At 55.7% G+C, this 20,026-nt stretch carries 12 protein-coding genes and 6 pseudogenes; 10 read left to right on the top strand and 8 right to left on the bottom strand.

The features are described 5' to 3' along the window. Nucleotide 1: 1 nt before the first annotated feature. Nucleotides 2–160, top strand: a pseudogene (locus SOPEG_RS25355) (DUF1040 family protein); the annotation flags it as partial. 56 nt (nt 161–216) lie between these two features. Here SOPEG_RS25355 and SOPEG_RS18135 read toward each other — a convergent pair. Next, a pseudogene (locus tag SOPEG_RS18135) lies at nt 217–1,136 on the bottom strand (IS5 family transposase). Between the two features lie 75 nt (nt 1,137–1,211). Between SOPEG_RS18135 and SOPEG_RS25350 the strand changes: the two are divergent. From SOPEG_RS25350 to spfP, 5 genes and pseudogenes are all read left to right on the top strand, one after another. Beyond that, nucleotides 1,212–1,331 (top strand): annotated as a pseudogene (locus tag SOPEG_RS25350) (DUF1040 family protein); the annotation flags it as partial. 7 nt (nt 1,332–1,338) lie between these two features. Next, nucleotides 1,339–2,324 (top strand): annotated as a pseudogene (locus SOPEG_RS18130) (serine/threonine protein kinase). A 43-nt stretch (nt 2,325–2,367) separates the two neighbouring features. Further along, the gene (gene dsbA / locus SOPEG_RS18125) at nt 2,368–2,991 is read left to right on the top strand and encodes a thiol:disulfide interchange protein DsbA (protein ID WP_025246404.1); all 624 of its coding nucleotides are present in this window, start codon (nt 2,368–2,370) and stop codon (nt 2,989–2,991) included. A 416-nt stretch (nt 2,992–3,407) separates the two neighbouring features. Further along, a complete protein-coding gene (polA, locus tag SOPEG_RS18120) occupies nt 3,408–6,194 on the top strand; it encodes a DNA polymerase I (protein WP_025246403.1) in 2,787 nt (928 codons plus the stop codon). A gap of 163 nt (nt 6,195–6,357) precedes the next feature. Then, nucleotides 6,358–6,405 carry a small protein SpfP gene (spfP, locus tag SOPEG_RS31230; RefSeq protein ID WP_071892919.1) on the top strand — a complete coding sequence of 16 codons (48 nt, stop codon included), beginning with the start codon at nt 6,358–6,360 and terminating at the stop codon, nt 6,403–6,405. Between the two features lie 190 nt (nt 6,406–6,595). Here spfP and yihA read toward each other — a convergent pair whose 3' ends face one another. Then, nucleotides 6,596–7,240 (bottom strand): ribosome biogenesis GTP-binding protein YihA/YsxC, encoded by a 645-nt coding sequence (gene yihA / locus SOPEG_RS18115; protein ID WP_025246402.1) that lies wholly within the window; start codon nt 7,238–7,240, stop codon nt 6,596–6,598. Nucleotides 7,241–7,409: 169 nt separating this feature from the next. Between yihA and yihI the strand changes: the two genes are divergently transcribed. After that, complete coding sequence (yihI, locus tag SOPEG_RS18110) at nt 7,410–7,898, top strand: Der GTPase-activating protein YihI (protein ID WP_051419911.1); 489 nt, start codon at nt 7,410–7,412, stop codon at nt 7,896–7,898. Between the two features lie 226 nt (nt 7,899–8,124). Beyond that, nucleotides 8,125–9,496: pseudogene (hemN, locus tag SOPEG_RS18105) on the top strand (oxygen-independent coproporphyrinogen III oxidase). 57 nt (nt 9,497–9,553) lie between these two features. Here hemN and SOPEG_RS27910 read toward each other — a convergent pair. The 5 genes and pseudogenes from SOPEG_RS27910 to SOPEG_RS18085 form a co-directional block, all read right to left on the bottom strand. Continuing rightward, on the bottom strand, nt 9,554–9,676 hold the full coding sequence (locus SOPEG_RS27910; RefSeq protein WP_148297133.1) for a YshB family small membrane protein: 123 nt from the start codon (nt 9,674–9,676) through the stop codon (nt 9,554–9,556). 107 nt (nt 9,677–9,783) lie between these two features. Continuing rightward, nucleotides 9,784–11,193, bottom strand: coding sequence for a nitrogen regulation protein NR(I) (gene glnG, locus SOPEG_RS18100; protein ID WP_025246401.1), 1,410 nt, complete (start codon nt 11,191–11,193; stop codon nt 9,784–9,786). An 8-nt stretch (nt 11,194–11,201) separates the two neighbouring features. After that, a pseudogene (gene glnL, locus SOPEG_RS18095) lies at nt 11,202–12,246 on the bottom strand (nitrogen regulation protein NR(II)). Between the two features lie 139 nt (nt 12,247–12,385). After that, nucleotides 12,386–13,804 (bottom strand): glutamate--ammonia ligase, encoded by a 1,419-nt coding sequence (gene glnA, locus SOPEG_RS18090; protein ID WP_025246400.1) that lies wholly within the window; start codon nt 13,802–13,804, stop codon nt 12,386–12,388. Between the two features lie 140 nt (nt 13,805–13,944). Continuing rightward, nucleotides 13,945–14,868 carry an IS5-like element ISSoEn1 family transposase gene (locus tag SOPEG_RS18085; protein ID WP_025243834.1) on the bottom strand — a complete coding sequence of 308 codons (924 nt, stop codon included), beginning with the start codon at nt 14,866–14,868 and terminating at the stop codon, nt 13,945–13,947. A gap of 368 nt (nt 14,869–15,236) precedes the next feature. Here SOPEG_RS18085 and typA point away from each other — a divergent pair, with 368 nt between their 5' ends. Further along, the gene (gene typA, locus SOPEG_RS18080) at nt 15,237–17,048 is read left to right on the top strand and encodes a ribosome-dependent GTPase TypA (protein WP_025246399.1); all 1,812 of its coding nucleotides are present in this window, start codon (nt 15,237–15,239) and stop codon (nt 17,046–17,048) included. Between the two features lie 142 nt (nt 17,049–17,190). Here the strand turns inward: typA and deoR are convergent, their stop codons facing one another. Next, complete coding sequence (gene deoR / locus SOPEG_RS18075) at nt 17,191–17,964, bottom strand: DNA-binding transcriptional repressor DeoR (RefSeq protein ID WP_025246398.1); 774 nt, start codon at nt 17,962–17,964, stop codon at nt 17,191–17,193. Nucleotides 17,965–18,598: 634 nt separating this feature from the next. Between deoR and fucP the strand changes: the two genes are divergently transcribed. Then, on the top strand, nt 18,599–19,906 hold the full coding sequence (gene fucP / locus SOPEG_RS18065) for an L-fucose:H+ symporter permease (RefSeq protein WP_025246396.1): 1,308 nt from the start codon (nt 18,599–18,601) through the stop codon (nt 19,904–19,906). Nucleotides 19,907–20,026 lie beyond the last annotated feature (120 nt).

Below are 20,026 nucleotides of genomic sequence, written 5' to 3'. Positions count from 1 at the left end.
TATGAAATGCCATCGCGTTAATGAATTAGTGGCGCTGTTGCATCCCGCCTGGCAACAGGAGCCCGATCTCAACCTGGTACAATTTCTGCTAAAGCTGGCGCAGGAAGCAGGTTATCAGGGCGATTTAAGCGGCCTGACCGATGATATTCTAATCTATCATCGCTTTGTTGAATAAATCCGAAATTTGTGACGACTTCCTTCCTATCAGGGCGATTGTTACATGATGCGGACGCTGTTTGGCATTCCTAACAGTGTGATCCGGTTAAGTGCTTTAACCATTGCCATTGCCTCACCTACCTGTGCGTCATAGTCATGCAGACTCAGATGACCACCCAGAAGTGTTTTAAACCGGAACATGGCCGTTTCAGCCAGTGAACGCCGGTGATAACCTACTTTCTTTTTCCAGGTATCGTTATTGTCGCTCAGATGCTGATTTGCCACCGCATGGTTACGCTCATGGTATCGAGCTGGCCAATATTGCGCACCACTTCGCGGTGGGATAAGCGGCTTTATTTTTTTCCTCAGCAGAGCATCATGACAGTAACGCGTATCGTAAGCACTGTCAGCGCTTCCCTGATTTTCCGGTGGGTTTGGTTAATCAGCCCGGGCAGCGCCTGCGCATCTGTCGTACCGCTTAGCGATAAATCGGCACAGATAATTTCATGTGTCACGCTATCTACTGCCAGATGAAGCTTGCGCCATACTCTGCGCCTCTCAGCCCCATGCTGCCTGACTTTCCATTCGCCTTCGCCGAAGACTTTCAGGCCGGTGCCATCGATGACCAGGTGTGAGATTTCGCCGCGGGTTGGCGTTTTTATGCTGATGTCGACGGTTTTTGCTCGCCGGCTGACCAGAGAGTAATCTGGGCAGCGCAGCGACAGCCCCATCAGTTTAAAAATCGAGTCAACGAAACCCTGTAACGCCCGGAGCGAAAGGTTAAACACGCGCTTTATCATCATAACCGTGGTAATGGCCATATCGGTGTAGTGAAGCGGCCGGCCACGATGTTCAGGTGGTGTACTCTCAGTCCATGCAGCAATGGCTGACTCATCAAGCCATACTGTCAGGTCCCCCCGCTGCCTGAGCGCATTGTTATATGCGGGCCAGTTGGTAATTTTAAACTTTTGCTTTGCCATGGGGACCTGATGTTGAAACGAATGTAGTGATCAGAGCCGCCAGTCACCTAAAAGTTCGATTTATTCAACAAAGCCATCTATCATTTGAAAATGCGCGGCAGCGATAAAACAGCCGCAATTCCTGGGCTAGCAAAAGATTATGAAGAAGATTTTAAAACGGCCATTTTGCGCGCCCGCGGTATTATCAAAGAGTAAGCGGGGGCTGATGAGCACAGAATTCAATTTTCAGGCATTAATGCCCGATTTGATTATGGACGCCCTGCAACAGACGGGGATCGTCGTCGATTCCGGCTTAACCGCCCTCAACAGTTATGAAAATCGCGTCTATCAGTTTCTGGACGAAGAGAAAAAGCGCTATGTGGTGAAATTTTACCGCCCCGAACGCTGGCGTGCCGAGCAAATTTTAGAAGAGCACCAGCTGGCGCAAGAGCTTGCGCAGGCCGAAATACCGGTCGTAGCGCCGCTGGTCATTAATAATGCGACGCTGCACAACCATCTTGGCTACTATTTCGCCCTGTTTCCCAGTGTTGGCGGGCGGGCTTTTGAGCAGGATAACGAAGACCAGCTGGAGTGAGTAGGGCGTTTTCTTGGCCGTATTTACCGACACAACGGCAGCCGCTGTTTTAGCGCGCGCCCGACCATGGGACTGGAAGAATATCTGACGTTGCCACGACGCGAGCTGGAAAACAGTACCCTTATCTCTGGCCGGCAGAAAGCGATGTTTTTACAGGCGTGCGACCAGCTCATAGCGCAGGTGCATGAGGTGTGGACTACCGACTGGCGCCCGCTGCGTCTGCATGGCGATTTGCACGCCGGTAACATCTTGTGGCGCGACAGCCCGACGTTTGTCGATCTCGACGATGCCCGTAATGGCCAGGCTGTCCAAGATCTCTGGATGCTGCTTAACGGGGATCGCCGCGACAGGCTGTATCAACTGTCGCTGCTGTTGGACGCTTATGCTGAATTTATTGATTTCGATCCTCGGGAACTGGCGCTTATTGAGCCGTTGCGGGCAATGCGAATGATCCATTATCTCGCCTGGGTTAGCCGTCGCTGGGGCGATCCGGCTTTCCACGTAGTTTCCCGTGGATGGTTGAGGCGGAATTTTGGTCGCAACAAACCGCGCTATTCATCGAACAGGCAACGCTGCTGCAACAACCTCCGCTGCAGCTGATGCCGGTCTATTGATTATGTTTACGCCTAAATGATTCATTTCGGAGAGAGACTATCTATGAAAAAAATATGGTTTGCGTTGATGGGTATCGCGTTGGCATTCAGTGCCTCGGCCGCGCAGTTTACTGAAGGTCAACAATATGTCCAGCTCGACAAGCCGGTAACCAGTGAACCCCAGGTGCTAGAGTTTTTCTCGTTTTATTGCCCGCACTGTTATCAATTCGAGCAGGTCTATCACATTTCCAGTACGGTGAAAAAAGCGCTGCTGGCAGGAACCAAAATGACCAAATATCACGTGGACTTCCTGGGGTCGATGGGTAAACAGCTCACCCAGGCCTGGGCGGTAGCCATGGCGCTGGGGGTAGAAGATAAAGTCAGTCCGCTGCTGTTTGATGGCCTACAGAAAACGCAGACGATTCAAACGCCGGATGACATCCGCGCGGTCTTTGTTAAAGCGGGCGTCAGCGCGGAAGAATATGATTCCGCCTGGAACAGCTTTGTCGTGAAATCCTTGGTCGTACAGCAGGAGAAAGCGGCCGCCGATCTACAACTGCGCGGCGTACCGGCAATGTTCGTCAATGGTAAATATATGGTGAAGAATGACGGATTGGATATGTCATCGATGGACGCTTACACCAAACAATTCGCCGATGTCGTGAAATTTCTTCTTAGCCAAAAGTAATATCGCCTACGGGCGAATGAAGCACAACGCCGGCGACCGCCGGCGTTGTCGTTCCTGACGTCAATAGAAATAGCGGTATCTCCTTAATCTGCCAGAGGATAATTCCTTTGCCCGCAACGGGCCATAGCAGGTTTATATCCACAATGGCAATACCCTTGTGATGAAATTTGCTATTGACAGGTTAATATATTAATCACTTGATATTAAAGGTTTTTTGTCTAGAGACCTCGCAAATATCGCGGCTGTCAATAAAAACTATAATTTTTACTCACAAAGTTATCCACAGCATGATCCTGCGGATCTCGCCGCATTCCCGGTATTTTTATCGCCCTTATGCTACGCTAACCATCGTCTCCGGCTGCCGGCTGTGGCATGCTACCCCTTATGTTTGCTGACTAAAAAGAACGAAATACGCTATGGTTCAAATCGCAGAAAACCCGTTAATCCTGGTGGATGGTTCTTCTTATCTTTACCGCGCCTATCATGCCTTTCCGCCGCTGACCAATAGCGGGGGGGAACCCACGGGGGCGATGTACGGCGTATTGAATATGCTTAAAAGCCTGCTGGTGCAATACCGACCAAGCCATGTGGCAGTGGTGTTTGATGCCAAGGGCAAGACCTTTCGCGATGAATTGTTTGAGCACTACAAATCCCACCGGCCGCCCATGCCGGACGATCTGCGCAGCCAGATAGCGCCGCTGCATGAGATGGTCAAGGCGATGGGGCTGCCGTTGCTGGCTATCAGCGGCGTCGAGGCCGATGATGTTATCGGTACGCTGGCGCTGGCGGCGGCGCGCGACGGCCACGACGTGCTGATAAGCACCGGTGATAAAGACATGGCGCAGCTGGTGTCGCCCAAAATTACCCTGATCAATACCATGTCGAACACCATCCTCGGTCCGGAAGAGGTGCAATTGAAATTCGGCGTGCCGCCCGAGCTTATCATCGACTATCTGGCGCTGATGGGCGATAGCTCGGATAATATTCCGGGCGTGCCGGGAGTAGGGGAGAAAACCGCGCAGGCGCTATTGCAGGGGTTAGGGGGGCTGGAAATCCTGTATCAACAGCTTGATAGCGTCAGCATCTTGAGCTTCCGCGGCGCCAAAACCATGGCCGCCAAACTCGAGCAGCACCGCGAGGTGGCTTTCCTCTCCTACCAGTTGGCGACGATTAAAACCGATGTGGCGCTGGATTTACCCTATGACCAGCTAACGGTTGAAGAGCCCGAGGCCGAAGCGCTGATGCTGTTATTTCAGCGTTATGAATTTAAACGCTGGTTGAGCGACCTAGAAGCGGGTAAATGGCTACAGGGCCGCAAAAGCGCCGTCGCGCCGTCTTCGCCCTTTACCGCGCCTCGCCTGGCCGCAGCGGAGGCGCCGGCTGAGGCACTGTCAAAAGACGGCTATCAGATCATTTACGACATGGCGACGCTTGAGCAGTGGATTACCGCTATTCGCAGCGCCGGCGTGTTCGCCTTCGATACCGAAACCGATGGGCTGGATACGCTGACCGCCAATTTGGTGGGGCTGTGCTTTGCCGTGAAGCCGGGTGAAGCTGCCTACCTGCCGGTGGGGCATGACTATCTGGATGCGCCGGACCAGCTTGACCGCGCGGCGGTACTGGCATTGTTGAAACCGGTGCTGGAAGATGCCGCCATCGGCAAAATCGGCCAGAACCTCAAATTCGACCGCGGGGTATTAAAACGATACGACATTGAGTTGGCCGGCATCGCATTCGATACCATGCTGGAATCCTACGTGCTGGACAGCGTCGCCGGCCGCCACGGTATGGACAGCCTGGCGGACCGTTTTTTACAACACACCACCGTGAGCTTTGAGGAGATCGCGGGTAAAGGGCGCAACCAGTTGACGTTCAACCAGATCGCTTTGGAACAGGCCGCCCCCTACGCCGCCGAAGACGCCGATGTGACGCTGCGTTTGCATCAGACGCTGTGGCCGCGCATTGAGCAAGCGCCGGAGCTGAAAAAGGTCTTTCAGGAAATTGAAATGCCGCTGGTGCCGGTCCTGTCGCGCATTGAGCGCACCGGTGTGCTCATTGACGAAAACATTCTCGCCGCGCATTCGGTGGAGCTGACCAAACGTCTGAAAGCGCTGGAACTGGAAGCGCATCAGCTGGCTGAAGAACCGTTCAATCTTTCCTCTACCAAACAGCTGCAGGCGATTTTATACGATAAACAGAAGCTGCCGGTGCTGAAAAAAACGCCCGGCGGTGCCCCTTCCACCAATGAAGAGGTGCTGGCGGAGCTGGCGCTGGATTACCCGCTGCCGAAGCTGATTTTGGAATACCGCGGCCTGGCCAAGCTTAAATCTACCTACACCGATAAACTACCGCAGATGATTAACCCGGTGTCGAAACGGGTGCATACCTCCTATCATCAGGCCGTTACCGCTACCGGACGACTATCTTCGAGCGATCCGAACCTGCAAAATATTCCGGTGCGTAATGATGAGGGACGGCGTATACGCCAGGCATTTATCGCGCCGCCGGATGCGCTTATCGTGGCGGCGGACTATTCGCAGATTGAGCTGCGCATCATGGCGCATCTCGCGCACGATCCCGGATTGCTGAACGCCTTTGCCGCCGGCAAGGATATTCACCGCGCCACCGCCGCCGAGGTCTTCGGGATGCCGCTGGAGAAGGTGACACAGGATCAGCGCCGCAGCGCCAAGGCTATCAACTTTGGCTTGATTTACGGCATGAGCGCCTTTGGTCTGGCGCGTCAGCTGTCGGTGCCGCGTTCGGAGGCGCAGAAATATATGAATCTTTATTTCGAGCGGTACCCCGGCGTTTTGGACTATATGGAACGCACCCGCAGGCAGGCGACCGATCAAGGTTATGTCGCCACCCTGGACGGGCGCCGGCTTTATTTGCCGGATATTCACTCGCGCAACGGCATGCGCAAAAAAGGCGCGGAGCGCGCGGCCATTAATGCGCCTATGCAGGGCACCGCCGCCGATATTATCAAACGAGCGATGATTGCGATCGATGGCTGGTTGCAGCAGGAGGCGCCGCCGGTTCGCATGATTATGCAGGTTCATGATGAGTTGGTGTTTGAGGTGCAAAGGGATGCGGTAGAGAGCGCCAAAGCGCGGATTAAGGCGCTGATGGAGGGATGTTTTACGCTGGATGTGCCGTTGCAGGTGGACGTAGGGGTCGGTGAAAACTGGGATCAAGCTCACTAAGTGGCGAATGACTAAGCACTTTTAGTAATTAAGCTACATTAAAGTGTGATGTATTCCCACAATAAGCATTCCTTATACGTAAAAGGTGAAAGTAAACTACAAAAAATTCTTTTTCCCCATCAAAAAATAGGGTAAAGTTATCAGCGTAGGGTACAGAGGTAAGATGTTCTATCTTTCAGACCTTTTACTTCACGTAATTGGATTTGGCTAAGTATTAGCCGCCTCAGTCATTTTATGACTGGGACGTTTTTTATTGGGTGCGGAAACCTCGCCGTGTGCTGTCCGGCGGCGTGAACATGATAACGTGAACAGCGGCGCTGCCGCCATCCCGGTCAGGGCGTGACGTCACAGGCAAGGTACGTAGCGCCGCCATGGCCCCGGCCAGGGCGTGAAACCGGACGTTATTTTTCACTCGCCGGCGCTTCTGGTGCTATCGCCGGCGGGATGGCGGTAAACCACGCGTCGAGTTTCTGCCGCAGTTTATCCACGCCCTGTTTTTTCAGCGACGAGAATGTTTCAATCTCGACATCGTCCATGAATGCCAGCGCCGCTTCGCGCACTTGATTTAACTGCGCTTTGCGCGCGCCGGAAGCCAGCTTATCGGCTTTGGTAAGCAGGACGAGAACCGGAATATTGACATCCACCGCCCATTGCACCATTTGCTGGTCGAGATCTTTCATCGGGTGGCGGATATCCATCAATACCACCAGCCCTTTAAGGTTGTCGCGCTTTTGCAGATATTCGCCCAGGGCGCGCTGCCACTTGCGTTTTAATTCTTCCGGCACTTCGGCGTAGCCATAGCCGGGAAGATCCACCAACCGGATGCCCGGCTCCACCTCAAACAGGTTGATAAGCTGGGTGCGTCCGGGGGTTTTACTGGTCCTGGCCAAGTTTTTCTGGTTGGTCAGGGTGTTAAGTGCGCTGGATTTGCCGGCGTTGGAACGCCCCGCGAAGGCGATTTCAATCCCGCTGTCGATCGGCAAATGGCGAATATCCGGCGCGCTGGTCACGAAATGAGTTATCTGATAGTTATAAGATTTGGTCAACGGTATCCTCTCTTTGGAGATGGCATATTAACGGCAATTATACCGGTTATGTCCCGGAATGCGTTTTTTATCTTCGCCCACGGGCGCAGTCATCTTTTTTCTTGCGCGGCTTTCTGATAGATACCGCTGCAACGGTAGACGTCATTACCCTTACCCAAGAGCCAATATTATGAATTCATCAGCACGGGGCGGCCGCGGCAAGCCCGGGGACGCGCGAAAAAAAAAGCAGCGTAAAAGCCGCGAAGAGTTGAATCTCGAAGGGCGTGAACGTAAGCGGCAGAAAAAACGCCGCGGGCTGGCCGCCGGTTCACGCAGTCAGGGCGGCGGCGGCGAGGCCGTACGCCAAAAAACCCGTACGCCGCAGGATGGCCGTATCGGCAGCAAAAAACCCGTGCCGCTGACGGTTGAGGGGACAACGGTCCAACCCAAATCCCTCGCGCCCGCGCCGCAGTCGCCAAAGCCGCGGGAAACGGCCGAACAGGAGTTGGCACGCTTGGAGAATGACGATCGTCTGGATGCGTTATTGCAGCGTCTTGAGCAGGATGAAACCCTTTCCACGGAGGAGCGACGCTATGTCGACCAGGCGCTGGATCGAATTGATGAGCTGATGACCGAGTTGTGCATTGAGCTTATTGACGATGACGATGAGGACGCGTAGACGAATCAGGAAGATATACTGCAGCTGCTAAAACGCGGCTACGACAAAGACAGCTTCTAATCCTTGCCGGCCTTAACGCTGCTCCTTGCGCTATTGTTAACCTGTTATCTTGTGTGGTTATCAGGTAAACTATGGCGCCTCTCGCGACGCAAGGCGCGGCTGCAAGCGGCCCGCCCCGCACGTCAGACGGCGCCGTCGACGACGTCCCCCGGGTAAGGAGTAAGCCGTGAAATCACTGCCAGCAATCGAATGGGATTCGGCCCTCATTCAGAAATACAATTACTCCGGGCCGCGCTATACGTCCTATCCCACCGCGCTTGAATTCAGCCAAGAGTATGATGACGCGGCGTTTGCCACGGCGGCGAGTCGTTATCCCGAGCGGCCGCTGTCGCTGTATGTCCATATCCCGTTCTGTCACAAGCTGTGCTACTTCTGCGGCTGCAATAAGATAGTCACGCGCCATGGCGCGAAGGTCGATGATTATCTCGATACGCTGGCGCGGGAAATTCGCGCGCGGGCGCCATTGTTCGCCGGCAGGCACGTCAGCCAAATGCATTGGGGCGGCGGGACGCCGACCTTTTTGTCGGTGGCGCAGACAGCGCAGTTAATGGCGCTGCTGCGGGAGCACTTCTCTTTTGCTGCCGACGCCGAGCTGTCCATTGAAATCGATCCGCGGGATATCCCGCTGGATCTCATTGATGATTTGCAGCGCCAAGGGTTCAATCGTATCAGCGTCGGCGTGCAGGATTTTAATGGCGAGGTGCAGCGTCTTAATCAATCGCGAGCAGGACGAAGCGCTGATTTTTGGTCTAATTGAGCGCGCCACCCGTCTGGGATTCCGCTCGACCAACATCGATTTGATTTACGGTCTGCCGCGCCAAATGCGCGATCGCTTCGCTTACACGTTGCAGCGGGTCATCGCGCTTGAGCCGCAGCGTTTAAGCGTGTTCAATTATGCCCATATGCTGTCGCTATTTGCCGCGCAGCGCAAGTTTAAAGACGCGGATTTGCCCGACGCCGGGCAAAAACTGGCCCTGTTGCAGCACAGTATCATGACCCTCACCGACGCGGGCTATCAGTTTATCGGCATGGACCATTTCGCCCGGCCGGACGATGAACTGGCGCTGGCGCAGCGGGCGGGGCGGCTGCACCGCAATTTTCAGGGGTATACCACCCAGGGCGAGTGCGATCTGCTGGGATTGGGTTTATCAGCGATAAGTATGATCGGCGACCATTATGCGCAAAATCAGAAAGTCATGCGCAGCTATCGCGATTCCGTTGAGCGGCAGGGCAACGGTTTGTGGCGTGGCGTGGCGCTCAGCCGCGACGATTGCCTGCGTCGGGATGTCATCAAAGCGCTGATTTGCCAGTTTCGCCTTGATTTCAACGTGATTGAAACGGCTTACGGTATCCAATTTACCGACTACTTTGCCGGGGATCTGGCGCAAATGGCGCCGCTGGTGGAGGACGGGCTGGTAACGATGAGCGCCGGCGCGCTGGAAATAACCGCCCGCGGCCGTCTGCTGGTGCGCAATATTTGCATGTGTTTCGATGCTTATTTACGCGCCAGCCAGCGCCAGTTTTCCCGGGTGATCTAAATCACCCCTTTCCGCCATCAGGCGAAAAGGGGCGTCATGAGGGTGTCGGACGACCGATCAATTCAGTGAATTGATGAGCGTGGCGCACATGACCGCCGCCAGCGCCGTCTGTGGGGCGTGCCCCGCATTGATAACCGCGTCCAATCCCTGCGTCACGAAAGCGATAATGGTCTGCAACATGGCTTGTCTCCCCCTTGTGCTCAGAAATAATACTGAGCCGGACCGCGATGTAAACCGTTTAAACGAAAATTTGCATCGCGGCGCACTCTCTGTGGCGCGTTAGGGGATTACTCCATCCCAAACTCTTTTAACTTGCGCATTAGCGTGTTGCGACCCCAGCCGAGCAAACGGGCAGCTTCCTGCTTGTGGCCCTGGGTATGGCGCAGCGCGGTGGTCAACAAGGTGCACTCCATCTCCGGCTGCGCTTCCGACAGCAGGTTATGGTGGCCGGAGCGCAACGCGCGATCCGCCCACTGCGCCAGCAGCGTGGCCCAGCTATCCGGCAGCGATTGCACCACGTTATTCGGCGCGGTGGTTTCAAACAGCTCCGGCGGCAAATCCTGAATCAGTACTTCTTGTCCGGCGGCCATTACCGTCAACCAGCGGCAGGTATTTTCCAACTGACGCACGTTCCCAGGCCAGGGGAGGCGGGTCAGCGCGGTTTCGGTTTCCGGGTGCAGATTTTTCGGCTCTACGCCCAGCTCCCTGGCCGCCACCTGCAGGAAATACCGCGCCAGCCGGGGAATATCTTCCCGTCGCTCGCGCAGCGGCGGCAGATGGACCCGGATCACGTTCAGGCGATGGAACAAATCCTCGCGAAAGCGGCCTTCCTGCACGCGCAGCTCCAGGTTCTGGTGGGTGGCGGCGATGATCCGCACATCCACTTTGACCGGCGCATAGCCGCCGACGCGGTAGAACTGACCGTCCGCCAATACACGCAGCAGGCGGGTTTGCACATCCAGCGGCATATCGCCGATTTCGTCCAGAAACAGCGTGCCGCCGTCGGCCTGCTCGAAACGGCCCTGACGGATTTGATTGGCGCCGGTAAACGCCCCTTTTTCATGGCCGAATAATTCCGACTCAATCAAATCCTTCGGGATCGCCGCCATATTGAGCGCGATAAACGGCGCCTTGGCGAGTGGACTATGGCGATGCAGGGCGTGGGCCACCAATTCTTTGCCGGTGCCGGACTCGCCGTTGATAAGGACGCTGATGGACGAGCGCGATAGCCGGCCAATGATGCGGAACACATCCTGCATCGCCGGCGCCTCGCCGATGATGTCGGCGGTGGGGCCGCTGGCGGGCTGACTGCGGGGCGGCTGCTGTTCCAGGTAGTGGCTGACGGCGCGTTCCACCAGCGCTACCGCTTCGTCGATATCGAACGGTTTCGGTAAATAGTCAAACGCCCCTTGCTGATAGGCGCTTACTGCGGCATCCAGATCGGAGTGGGCGGTCATGATGATGACCGGCAGCATCGGGTGACGCTGTTTGATTTGTTTTAGCAATGCCAACCCGTCCATGCCGGGCATGCGAATATCGGACAACAGCACGTCCGGCGTTTGGGTGGCGAGCGCGTCCAGCACCTGGCTGCCACCTTCAAAGGTGGTGCAGGTCAACCCGGCCCCAGTGAGTGCGCGTTCAAGCACCCAGCGGATGGAGCTATCGTCGTCGTCGATCCAGACTATCCCTCGTTGCATACAGAACCTCACTGGCGAATAGGCAGGTATACCGAAAACTCGGTATGTCCCGGCCAACTGTTAAATTCAATCTTTCCTGAATTCTGATCGATCAGACTGCGGGCGATGGAGAGGCCCAGGCCGGTGCCCCCTTCGCGGCCGCTGACCATGGGATAAAACAGCGTATCCTGCAATTGCGCCGGGATCCCCGGGCCGTCGTCCTCGATATCAATGCGCGCCACCAGCCGGTAACGAACCCCATGCAGCGTCAGTTGGAAGGCGGTACGCGTTCTGAGGGTGATGGTGCCGCCCTCCTCCCCCAGCGCCTGTAGCGAGTTGCGGGTGATATTCAGCAATACCTGCTCCATCTGATCCGGATCGTGGGTCAACTCCGGCAGGCTGGGATCATAATCCCGCACCAGGATGACATTATCCGGCATTTCAAGCGACACTAGCTTAAACACCCGTTCGCAGACTTGATGAATACTTTGCGTGACGTGCATTCCGGGCTGTTGGGGACCCAGTAAGCGGTCGACCAGGTTGCGCAGCCTATCGGCCTGCTCAATGATCACTTTGGTGTATTCCGTCAACGCCGGGTCGGGCAGCGCCTTGGCCAGCAGCTGCGCCGCGCAGCCCGCCGAGGGGATTTTTGATCTCATGGGCGAGGCCGCGCACCAGATCCCGCGCTGCGACTTGTTGGGCGTGCTGGAGCTGCTCTTGGCTAAGACGGCGTTGATTATCCATCGGCGCCAGCTCCATCAGAATAGTCTCTTCCGGCAGCCGCTGCGCGGTCAGCGACAGGATGTGCGCCCTGCCGTCTACCACCAGCGTCACTTCGTTATCGGTAAAACCCTGGCCGGCGTCCAGGCTTTCGCGCATCAGCTCGACACTGAGGGAGAAATAGCCCAGCAGTTCGGGCAGCGGAGTGCCGAACAGCTTGCGTGAGCTTTGCGCCAGCAACTGCTGCGCCGCCGGGTTGGCGTAGTGCACCACCAGATCATTATCCAGCAGCAAAATACTAGTGATGAGCGAATTAAGGATCTGCCCAGCTTCGGGCAGTGTGCCGGTTGCCATTTAGCAGTCTCCCGCACTCAGTTAGTGCAAAGCGATCGGTTATCGGTGATTGCGCATGGCTGCGCGCCAGGTTTGGTGGAGAAAAAAGCCCATCCGGAGATGGGCTGAAAGTTTCCACGGCAACAAAAAACTCGGGCGATTAAACGCTGTAGTACAGCTCGAACTCCACCGGGTGCGGCGTCATGTGTACGCGATCGTTTTCTTCCGTGCGCAGCGCGATATAGGCATCGATGGTGTCGTCGGTGAATACGCCGCCGCGGGTCAGGAACTCGCGATCCGCATCCAGGGCGTTCAATGCTTCCTCAAGGGAGCCGGCCACGGTTGGGATTTCGCTGGCTTCTTCCGCCGGCAGATCATAAAGGTTCTTATCCATGGCGTCGCCAGGATGGATTTTGTTGATGATACCGTCCAGGCCGGCCATCAGCAGCGCGGGGAACGCCAGGTACGGGTTGGCGGCCGGATCCGGGAAGCGCACTTCGATACGGCGTGCTTTCGGGCTGGCAACCACCGGAATACGGATGGAGGCGGAGCGGTTGCGGGCGGAATAAGCCAGCATGACCGGCGCTTCATAACCCGGGACCAGACGCTTGTAGGAGTTGGTGGTCGGGTTGGTCAGGGCATTGATGGCTTTAGCGTGCTTGATAACGCCGCCGATATAGAACAGGGCCGCTTCGGACAGGCCGCCGTACTTATCGCCGGAAAACAGGTTATTGCCGTCTTTGCTCAACGACATATGGCAGTGCATGCCGGAACCGTTATCGCCGAAAATCGGCTTGGGCATAAAGGTCGCGGTTTTACCGAATGCGTGGGCAACGTTATGCACGACATATTTGTAGATCTGGATTTCATCGGCTTTTTTGGTCAGGGTGTTGAAGCGGGTAGCCACTTCATTCTGGCCGGCGGTAGCCACTTCGTGATGGTGCGCTTCCACGACCAAGCCCATTTCCGCCATGGTCAAGCACATGGTGGAGCGCAGATCCTGCGAGGAATCTACCGGCGGAACCGGGAAATAACCGCCCTTCACGCCCGGACGGTGGCCTTTGTTGCCGCCTTCATAAGCTTTACCAGTGTTCCAGGCCGCTTCGATATCGTCGATTGCCACATGCGAGCCGGAAATCGAGGTACCGAAACGAATGTCGTCGAACAGAAAGAATTCCGGCTCCGGTCCAAACAGCACCTGATCGGCGATGCCGGAAGATTTCAGAAAGTCTTCTGCACGCTTGGCGATAGAGCGAGGATCGCGATCGTAGCCCTGCATGGTTGCCGGCTCAAGGATGTCACAGCGGATAATGAGCGTCGATTCTTCATAGAACGGATCCATCACGGCAGAAGATGCGTCGGGCATCAAGACCATGTCGGATTCGTTAATGCCTTTCCAGCCGCCGATAGAGGAGCCGTCGAACATCTTGCCCTCTTCAAAGAAGTCATCCACCTCTTCTTTTTTGACTGGTGCAGGAATGGTAACGTGCTGCTCTTTACCTTTGGTATCGGTGAAACGTAAGTCGATAAATTTTACTTCATGTTCTATAAGCATCGACATGACTTGTTCAACGGACATAACTCATATTCTCCCGGATGTTGCTTGTTGTCGTCGTGGAACGAACGCCTATGGATTGGATTTTCTGGCTTACATAGTCTAAAGCGCTTTGTTGAATAAATCCGAAATTTGTGACGACTTCCTCCCTATCAGGGCGATTGTTACATGATGCGGACGCTGTTTGGCATTCCTAACAACGTGATCCGGTTAAGCGCTTTGACCATTGCCATAGCCTCACCTACCTGCGCGTCATAGTCATGCAGACTCAGATGACCACCCAGAAGTATTTTAAACCGGAACATGGCCGTTTCAGCCAGTGAACGCCGGTGATAACCTACTTTCTTTTTCCAGGTATCGTTATTGCCGCTCAGATGCTGATTTGCCACCGCATGGTTACGCTCATGGTATCGAGCTGGCCAATATTGCGCACCACTTCGCGGTGGGATAAGCGGCTTTATTTTTTTCCTCAGCAGAGCATCATGACAGTAACGCGTATCGTAAGCACTGTCAGCCGACGCTTCCCTGATTTTCCGGTGGGTTTGGTTAATCAGCCCGGGCAGCGCCTGCGCATCTGTCGTACCGCTTAGCGATAAATCGGCACAGATAATTTCATGTGTCGCGCTATCTACTGCCAGATGAAGCTTGCGCCATACTCTGCGCCTCTCAGCCCCATGCTGCCTGACTTTCCATTCGCCTTCGCCGAAGATTTTCAGGCCGGTGCCATCGATGACCAGGTGTGAGATTTCGCCGCGGGTTGGCGTTTTTATGCTGATGTCGACGGTTTTTGCTCGCCGGCTGACCAGAGAGTAATCTGGGCAGCGCAGCGACAGCCCCATCAGTTTAAAAATCGAGTCAACGAAACCCTGTAACGCCCGGAGCGAAAGGTTAAACACGCGCTTTATCATCAGAACCGTGGTAATGGCCATATCGGTGTAGTGAAGCGGCCGGCCACGATGTTCAGGTGGTGTACTCTCAGTCCATGCAGCAATGGCTGACTCATCAAGCCATACTGTCAGGTCCCCCCGCTGCCTGAGCGCATTGTTATATGCGGGCCAGTTGGTGATTTTAAACTTTTGCTTTGCCATGGGGACCTGATGTTGAAACGAATGTAGTGATCAGAGCCGCCAGTCACCTAAAAGTTCGATTTATTCAACAAAGCCAGTCTAAAGCTAAAACTGTGCCAACATTGCCAAATCGGCGCGAAACGCTGCGCCGCCGTCTTTTGCTGCATGGGTGGCTGCACCAGATTGGCCGGATTGATCCATCTTAGTGCATTTGACGAAAAGGTGGGCACTATTTTGGTGTATAGGGTGGGGTGGGATGAGATTTTGCACCGGGACAGGGACGCTGCGGCGCGCAAAATGACGCAATCGCCAAGAACGACGGATCTTGTTTAGTCCCTCGCCTAATACGTGTACAATAACGCGCTATTTCTAATGTCTGAGGCAAAGTTGTGATCGAAAATCTGCGTAACATCGCCATCATCGCGCACGTAGACCATGGTAAAACTACCCTGGTTGACAAATTGTTGCAACAATCTGGCACGCTCGGTGACCGCAACGATGCAACCGAACGCGTGATGGACTCCAACGATTTGGAGAAAGAGCGTGGGATTACCATCCTCGCTAAAAATACCGCCATCAACTGGCGCGACTACCGTATCAACATCGTCGACACCCCGGGGCACGCCGATTTCGGCGGCGAAGTTGAGCGCGTGATGTCGATGGTTGACTCGGTATTGCTGCTAGTCGATGCCATGGATGGTCCGATGCCCCAGACCCGTTTCGTGACGCAGAAAGCGTTCGCCTATGGTCTGAAACCGATCGTGGTCATCAACAAAGTTGACCGCCCCGGCGCGCGACCCGACTGGGTGGTGGATCAGGTCTTCGATCTGTTCGTCAACCTGGGCGCCACCGACGAGCAGCTCGATTTTCCGATCGTCTACGCATCCGCGCTGAACGGTATCGCCGGTCTGGAACATGAAGAGATGGCCGACGACATGACCCCGCTGTTTGAATCCATCGTGAAAAACGTCGAGGCGCCGAAGGTTGACGTCGACGGGCCGTTCCAGATGCAGATCTCCCAGCTTGACTACAACAGCTACGTGGGCGTTATCGGCGTTGGCCGCATCAAGCGCGGCTCGGTGAAACCCAACCAGAACGTGACGGTGGTGGACAGCGAAGGCAAACGCCGCAACGGTAAAGTAGGCCAGGTTCTGGGCCATATGGGTCTGCAGCGTATTGAATTCAAACTGGCGGAAGCCGGCGATATCATCGCGATCACCGGGCTGGACGAGCTGAATATCTCCGATACCATTTGCGATCCGGCTCAGGTTGAAGCGCTGCCGCCGCTGACGGTTGACGAACCGACCGTCTCCATGTCGTTCGGCGTCAATACCTCGCCGTTCTGTGGTAAAGAAGGGAAATACGTTACCTCCCGCCAGATTCTGGAACGGTTGAATAAAGAACTGGTGCACAACGTGGCGCTGCGCGTGGAAGAAACCGAAGATCCGGATACCTTCCGCGTTTCCGGCCGCGGCGAGCTGCACTTGTCGGTGCTCATCGAGAACATGCGCCGCGAAGGGTTCGAGATTGCCGTTTCCCGACCGAAAGTCATTTTCCGTACCGTTGATGGCGCCAAGCAGGAGCCGTTTGAGTCGGTGACGCTGGATATTGAAGAGCAGCATCAGGGGCCGGTCATGGAGGCCATGGGCATCCGTAAAGGCGAGATGCGTGACATGCTGCCGGACGGTAAAGGCCGCATCCGTCTGGATTACGTGATTCCGAGCCGGGGGCTGATTGGTTTCCGTACCGATTTCCTGACCATGACCTCGGGCACGGGCCTGTTATATTCCACTTTCAGCCACTACGACGACGTGCGTCCCGGGGAAATCGGCCAGCGCCAGAACGGCGTGCTGATCTCCAACGGCCAGGGCAAGGCGGTGGCTTACGCTCTGTACAGCCTGCAGGATCGCGGACGTCTGTTCCTGGGCCACGGCGCGGAAGTCTATGAAGGCCAGATTATCGGTATTCACACCCGCTCCAACGATCTGACGGTGAACTGTCTGACCGGTAAGAAGCTGACCAACATGCGCGCTTCCGGCACCGACGAAGCCACCACTCTGGTACCGGCGATCAAGATGTCTCTGGAGCAGGCGCTGGAATTCATTGATGATGATGAATTGGTGGAAGTGACGCCGCAGTCGATCCGTTTGCGTAAGCGTCATTTGACCGAAAACGAGCGTAAGCGCGCTAATCGCTCATAACGGCTGTCGCCCGCCGGGCGAACCGTTACCGCTATGCCGGTTGACTTAGGTCAACCGGCTTTTTTTGCCGCCTGCCGCCGCGCCGGTGGCTACGTCAGCCCCCTGGCTGTCCGCCTACTATCACCACGGCGAGTCGTCTGCGTTATGTCCCGTCATAGCGCAGCATGATGGCCTGCTGCCGACAGTAATCAACGAATTTCTGGTCCGGCCGTCTATCGGTGATTAACGCGGAAAATGCGGTTAGCGGGCCAATACGGGCAGGGCGTACGCAATCGAATTTACCGTGATCGACCACCAGAATGGCGTGCTGCGCCATGGCGAGCGCACGCTGTTTCAGCGCCAGTTCATCGAAATGGAAGCACGTGGCGCCGCTTTGTAGGCATAGACCCGCCGCGGAGAAGAAAGACTTGGTGGGACAGATATCATCAAGCTGCGAATGGGTGGTCAGCGGCGTGAAGGTGGCATTGGCGGGGTGATAACGCCCGCCGCACAATATGGCGTTACAACGCGGTTTTTCCCGCAGCGCCAAAAAGGTATTCAGCGAATAGCAAACGGCGGTAAACGGGAGATCGTCATCAATGGCGTCAATGATAAACGACGTGGTGGTGCCGCAATCGAAAAACAGCGTTTCGTCCGGTTCGACCAGCGCCGCCGCCAGACGGCCGGTCTGCGCTTTTTCGTCGACGTGCCGCGCCTGCTGATCGGAGACGAAGTAGCGCGTCACCGCGTTGTTGTGCGGCGCGGTGACCACATAGACGCCTAGCAGAACCACCGACGTCGATTCAGCGCTTAAATCCCGGCGGACGGTCATCTCGGAAACGCCTAAGAGCGCGGCGGCGTCTTTCAGATGCAGTTTGTCCGTTCGCTTTAGCGCTTGCCGCAGTCTGTTAATCCGTTCTTCGTGCCGCATTTCCATGGGAATATCCCGCTGTTGCTGAAAGAAGGGGCCGGGGTCGCCAATGCGGCGACGCGCTTTAGGCCCTCGCGCGCCAACCCAAACCTATGTGCCGGGCAGGCCATTGCGGGGATATTACCCGCAATGGCTATACCACGCAAACCGCGCCTGTTCACTATCCATCTGATTCGCCGGCCGTTTGCCGCCCAGACGGTAAGGACGCAAACGGGGATGGCCCGGCGCTGCTTCACCGCGGGTAGAGGGCAGCGCGAATGTTTTAACTTAACATTATTGCTTGTTAATAAGTAATTAACCGGCATATCCCTCCTTATTAAGCGTTGGGTGTAAATATAATTACATTTAACAATTGTTAATGTTGGCTAAATGATACTAGGTAACTTAACTCATGAAGAGGATCGGTATATGGATATTACGGCCATCGGTGCCTTTAGTGTCAACTCGCGCCACGGTAGCGGCGGAACGTCTCAGCATCCAGCGCAGCGGCGTAACGTCGGCACCACTGCCGCCCCCTCGCCCCCGCGTCGCGGCGAGCGGGCGGAAGCTGATGATGTTGATAAGCCCCTACGCTCGCCGCACGGCGGCGCTTAACCCCGCGCTTAGCGCCGTTATCGTCGTCCCTACTGAGGAATAGCCCATGCCTCAGCCAACCGTACAATTAGCCGACGGCTATCTGAACGGGACGCCGATATTCCAATTTATCCTGCTGTCGTGCCTGTTTCCGCTCTGGGGCTGCGCCGCCAGTCTGAACGATATTTTGATTACCCAATTTAAAAGCGTTTTCGCGTTAAGCGATTTCGCCAGCGCGCTGGTACAGAGCGCCTTCTACGGCGGTTACTTTTTGATAGCCATCCCGGCGTCGCTGGTTATCCGCAGCAGCAGCTACAAGCTTGCGATTATTCTCGTCTTGACGCTGTATATCATCGGTTGCGCGCTGTTTTATCCCGCGGCGCGCATGGCGACCTATACCATGTTCCTGGCGACGATTTTCGCCATCTCCATAGGACTGAGCTTTCTCGAGACCGCCGCCAATACCTACAGCGCGATGATAGGCCATCGCGATTACGCGACCTTGCGTTTGAATATCAGTCAGACGTTTTATCCCGTCGGGGCGCTCATGGGCATCGTGCTGGGGAAATACCTGGTATTTGATGAGGGCGACAGTCTCGAAAGCCGCATGGCGTCAATGACGGCGCAGCAGATCCACGCGTTCAGGTTGACGATGCTGGAAAATACCCTTGAGCCCTATAATTATCTGATTATGCTGACCCGATTCCCCCACTGTAAGCCCCAGACCGTTCAGCGCCATGCGGCGCCGGGCATGGCCGAGACGCTGCGCTATCTGGCGGGCAACCGTCGGTTCCGTCGCGGGGTACTGGCGCAGTTTTTGTATGTGGGTTTGCAGGTGGCGGTATGGTCTTTCACCATTCGTCTGGCGCTGGCGCTGGCGCTGGGGGCCGATAATGAGCGCCAAGCGTCCAATTTCATGATCTACAGTTTTATTGGCTTTTTTATCGGCAAATTCATCGCCAATTGCCTGATGACCCGCTGCAACGTGCAGAAAGTGCTGATAGCCTATTCGGTAATCGGCGTCGCAATGCTGGCGTATGTGATGCTGGTGCCAAATTTTAGCGCCGTCTATGCCGCGGTAGGCGTCAGCGCATTGTTCGGTCCCTGTTGGGCCACGATTTACACCGGCACGCTTAAAACGGTAGAGAACCGGTATACTGAAGTGGCGGGGGCGGTGATCGTGATGTCCATCGTCGGCGCGGCGATAGTGCCGGCGCTACAGGGTTATGTGTCCGATTATCTTGGCTCCATGCAACGATCTTTCGGCGTGTCGCTGCTGTGTTTCGCGTTTGTCGGCTACTATTTCTGGGGAGAGCTACGCCATCAGGAGCGCAGGCGCACGGCGCTGCCCGCCGCCGCGCAGGGCAAATTCTAGCCGGCGTCCCCGCTTACGGCCCAGCGTCCAACCGGTTCGGTCACGGTGTGGCGTCGACCCAATTTCGTCACGGCCCAACGCCGATTGCGCGTCGCGGTGCCCACCAAATTTGGGTTTCAC

It is taken from the genome of Candidatus Sodalis pierantonius str. SOPE (assembly GCF_000517405.1).
GTDB lineage: Bacteria > Pseudomonadota > Gammaproteobacteria > Enterobacterales > Enterobacteriaceae > Sodalis_C > Sodalis_C pierantonii.
Note: the sequence above shows the minus strand (reverse complement) of the source record. Positions and strands in the feature narration are given on the sequence as shown.

What these genes read in the sequence shown, in the direction of transcription:
- SOPEG_RS27910 (WP_148297133.1), bottom strand. Translation starts at nt 9,676, where the DNA reads ATGTTGCAGACCATTATCGCTTTCGTGACGCAGGGATTGGACGCGGTT.
- glnA (WP_025246400.1), bottom strand. Translation starts at nt 13,804, where the DNA reads ATGTCCGTTGAACAAGTCATGTCGATGCTTATAGAACATGAAGTAAAA.
- dsbA (WP_025246404.1), top strand. Translation starts at nt 2,368, where the DNA reads ATGAAAAAAATATGGTTTGCGTTGATGGGTATCGCGTTGGCATTCAGT.
- deoR (WP_025246398.1), bottom strand. Translation starts at nt 17,964, where the DNA reads ATGGAAATGCGGCACGAAGAACGGATTAACAGACTGCGGCAAGCGCTA.
- glnG (WP_025246401.1), bottom strand. Translation starts at nt 11,193, where the DNA reads ATGCAACGAGGGATAGTCTGGATCGACGACGACGATAGCTCCATCCGC.
- yihI (WP_051419911.1), top strand. Translation starts at nt 7,410, where the DNA reads ATGAATTCATCAGCACGGGGCGGCCGCGGCAAGCCCGGGGACGCGCGA.
- SOPEG_RS18085 (WP_025243834.1), bottom strand. Translation starts at nt 14,868, where the DNA reads ATGGCAAAGCAAAAGTTTAAAATCACCAACTGGCCCGCATATAACAAT.
- fucP (WP_025246396.1), top strand. Translation starts at nt 18,599, where the DNA reads ATGCCTCAGCCAACCGTACAATTAGCCGACGGCTATCTGAACGGGACG.
- polA (WP_025246403.1), top strand. Translation starts at nt 3,408, where the DNA reads ATGGTTCAAATCGCAGAAAACCCGTTAATCCTGGTGGATGGTTCTTCT.